The 3,259-nt window shown below is 59.0% G+C and carries 5 protein-coding genes; 1 reads left to right on the forward strand and 4 read right to left on the reverse strand.

Going from position 1 to position 3,259, the window contains the following annotated elements:
* A partial coding sequence (locus KH616_RS23240; protein WP_292252299.1) for an SDR family NAD(P)-dependent oxidoreductase occupies positions 1-191 on the reverse strand: 191 nt, incomplete at its 3' end.
* Positions 192-664: 473 nt separating this feature from the next.
* On the opposite strand from KH616_RS23240, the gene rlmJ reads away from it, so the two are divergent.
* Positions 665-1,510, forward strand: a complete 846-nt coding sequence (gene rlmJ, locus KH616_RS23245) for a 23S rRNA (adenine(2030)-N(6))-methyltransferase RlmJ (protein ID WP_292252300.1) — start codon at positions 665-667, stop codon at positions 1,508-1,510.
* 27 nt (positions 1,511-1,537) lie between these two features.
* Here rlmJ and KH616_RS23250 read toward each other — a convergent pair whose 3' ends face one another.
* The 3 genes from KH616_RS23250 to cueR form a co-directional block, all read right to left on the reverse strand.
* Entirely contained in the window at positions 1,538-1,849 is a 312-nt protein-coding gene (locus KH616_RS23250; protein WP_292252301.1) for a hypothetical protein, read from the reverse strand.
* A 264-nt stretch (positions 1,850-2,113) separates the two neighbouring features.
* Positions 2,114-2,260: a DUF3563 family protein gene (locus KH616_RS23255; RefSeq protein ID WP_292252302.1), complete on the reverse strand. Its 147-nt coding sequence runs from the start codon at positions 2,258-2,260 to the stop codon at positions 2,114-2,116.
* Between the two features lie 216 nt (positions 2,261-2,476).
* Entirely contained in the window at positions 2,477-2,881 is a 405-nt protein-coding gene (cueR, locus tag KH616_RS23260) for a Cu(I)-responsive transcriptional regulator (protein WP_292252303.1), read from the reverse strand.
* Between the last annotated feature and the right edge of the window lie 378 nt (positions 2,882-3,259).

Below are 3,259 nucleotides of genomic sequence, written 5' to 3' on the forward strand. Positions count from 1 at the left end.
TCCATCGCGATGCCGATCGCCCGGCCGCCCGCTTTCGTGATTTCCTCTGCGACGGCATTCGCGCCGTCATGGTTCAGGTCGGCGATCGCGACCGCGGCGCCCGCCCTTGCCAGTTCCAGCGCAATTTCCTTGCCAATGCCGCTCGCCGCGCCGGTGACGACCGCCACCTTGCCGCTCAAATCCGCTGCCATCCACGTCTCCTTCAGTCAGATCGATGAAAAACCATTTCCGCCATGCGGTCGTACAACCGCTCGGCGGGCACGCGTTATTGTGCATGATCTGCAACCGATATTCGTGCGCAAAACGCCTAAGCTTAATGTCGATCACAACGTGCGGAAGTTTCGCACGAGGCTTCGCCTTCGCGATATCTCGTCGGAATCGAACGCAGCGTCTGACAGCCGACGGTCATATGGATATGGACGCATCCGCGCGTCGGCGGGTTCGTCATGGGCTGGCCCTTGAGCGGGCCGATCGTCGCAGGACACACGCACGACGCCCGATCGAACGCGCGCCAACGTCAGGCAGTGATTCGAGATCCGATCCGGAGCGCGTCCGGACATGGCCAGTCGCGTACAATACGCGACCGCATCGCGACGGCCTGCCCCACCGGCAGCGCACGATCGACAAACTTCCATCGATTCACATTCGTTTCAGGCAGCCCGCCATGCTCAGTTATCGTCACGGTTTTCACGCAGGCAACCACGCGGACGTGCTCAAGCACGCCGTCGTCGTCCAGCTGCTGCGCTACCTGAACAAAAAAGACAAGTCGTACTGGTACATCGATACGCACGCAGGCGCAGGCGTCTATTCGCTCCGCGACGGCTATGCGGCGAAGACCGCCGAATTCGACACCGGCATCGGCCGTCTGTGGGAGGAAAAGAACCTGCCGCCCATCCTGGCCGACTATGTCGACGAGGTGCGCGCGCTGAACGCCGATGGCGAATTGCACTATTACCCGGGCTCACCGTATCTCGCCTGGCGACTGATGCGCGAGCAGGATCGGATGCGATTGTTCGAAATGCACAGCACGGAGATCGACGTGCTGCGTCACAATTTCCGCGATGCCGGGCGTCGGGCGATGATTTTTTCGGGTGATGGATTCGACGGGATCAAGGCATTGCTGCCTCCCGCGCCACGCCGCGCACTCGTGCTGATCGATCCGTCCTACGAGGACAAGAAGGACTACGCGCGCACGCTCACATGCGTAACGGAATGCCTGCAGCGGTTCGCGACGGGATGTTATGCGGTCTGGTATCCGCAGGTCACGCGCGTCGAATCCCAGCGGTTCCCCGAGCAACTGAAACGGCTGCAACCCGATAACTGGCTTCACGTGACGCTGTCGGTATCCAATCCGCCGGAAGGCGGGCTGGGCCTGTACGGCAGCGGGATGTTCATCATCAATCCGCCCTACACCCTTTCGCAGAGCCTGAATGAAGCGATGCCCTATCTGGCTGAAACGCTTGCACAGGATCATGGCGCACGGTTCACTGTCGAATACCGCGGGAACTGAGCCTCGCTGGACTCACGGCTGCCGGGGCTACGGCTGTCCCGGTTGCGGAGCACTCCATCCGGGAATGTTGATGTATGGCGCAACATACACTGGAATCGACGAGTTCGGCGCCTGCTCTACCGGCGTCCGCATTCTCGCCGGCTCGACGATCGGCTCGCGGGATAGCGGCGCGGTCTGCAATACCAGACCGCCGTTTCCGTCCTGGATGCCGCGCTGGGTATCGAGAATCAGCGGTTGCGATGCGGATGCGGCGTAACCGGACCAAGCCTGGACGAGCAGAAGTCCAGCCAGGCCAATACGGAAAAACGTGGCCCCTCGCATATCGACGCGCAATCGCATGATCTTGCCCTTTCAATCGGAAAATAGGCTCATACCATAACGCCTGCCGACCCACATAACCAGATCCGGCGTATAAAAAACACTACGCCTCGATAGCGGTTTGCGCAGCGGATAGATCTGCTGGCTCCTCGCGTTCCTCCGTGCGTGTGCGCAAAAGAACAAAACCCCACGCTCCGAAAAACGTGGGGTTCGTCAGCAGTCTGAAACCGTCGATACGGGCCGGCTTTTCGATCGGCGTCACATGACGCCGTCTGCCGGCGCCGATTACAGCGAGTAGCCGCTCGTTTCGAGCGAACGGATGCGTTGCTCAAGTTGGACGATGTCCGACGAAGCGGCGAGATAAGCCTCCCGGCGGTTGCGTTCTGCGGACTCGAACCAGTTGCTCAGCTTTTCGACGATGTAGGCAATCATGATGTTCTCCAAGGAAGGGGAACCCTGGCGAATCAATAATTCAGGGATTTCCCGTATAGGGTTATCCCTGATTATAGCGACAACACATCAAGACACCAGTGAAATGGGTGCATGGAAAGCATTCCAATTTGGAATACACCACCAATAAAAATTGGTAACCGTATGATTTTATTGAAATTCCCGACTCATCCTCGAATGCGCAGCTGAATACATGCACTACTCTGGGTCGCCGGTGACATCGGCAAGACGCGCCAAGATCGGGCATTCGGGCCGCTCGTCGCCGTTACAATGCGCAGCCAGATCAGCCAGCGTATTACGGATGTTGGTCAATTCGGCGATGCGCTCATCGAGTTCGGCGACATGATCGATCGCGATCGACTTCACTTCGGCGCTGGCACGTGACCGATCTTGCCAAAGCGCCAGTAGCTTTCGAATGTCATCGACCGGAAAGCCCAACCTTCGGGCCTGACGAATGAAGCGTAGCGCATGAATTTCATCCGGACTGTAGAGCCGATAACCAGCATCGCTACGCTTGGCGGGTGTCAGCAGACCAATTTGCTCATAGTAGCGAATCATTTTTGCGCTGACTCCGGATTCGCGCGAGGCATTGCCGATGTTCATTTCCCCTCCTCTGGGCGAGTCACAGCTTCTGCGACACCAGATGCTGCCGAGCTATTGCATAACCAGCATCTCGATCGTATCAAATTGCTCTAGTCGGATGTTTCCTGGCGCGGCTATGCGCACTCGCGTCGTTGCATACCCGAGTCTTGTGCTGTTCGCTTTGACTGCCAGGCGCGCCGTTAGCAACGCAGCCAAACGATTCGGAGGCAGGGAGCGGCGGTTGTTACGCCCGAACGCGCAGGCCAGATAGGCTGGCGGCGGCATGCGGCGCCCGAGCCGTGGTCTGGTCTGGTCTGGTCTGGTCTGGTCTGGTCTGGTCTGGTCTGGTCTGGTCTGGTCTGGTCTGGTCTGGTCTGGTCTGGTCTGGTCTGGTCTGGT

Origin of the sequence: Burkholderia sp. (assembly GCF_018375725.1) — a bacterium.
Classification (GTDB): Bacteria; Pseudomonadota; Gammaproteobacteria; order Burkholderiales; family Burkholderiaceae; genus Burkholderia.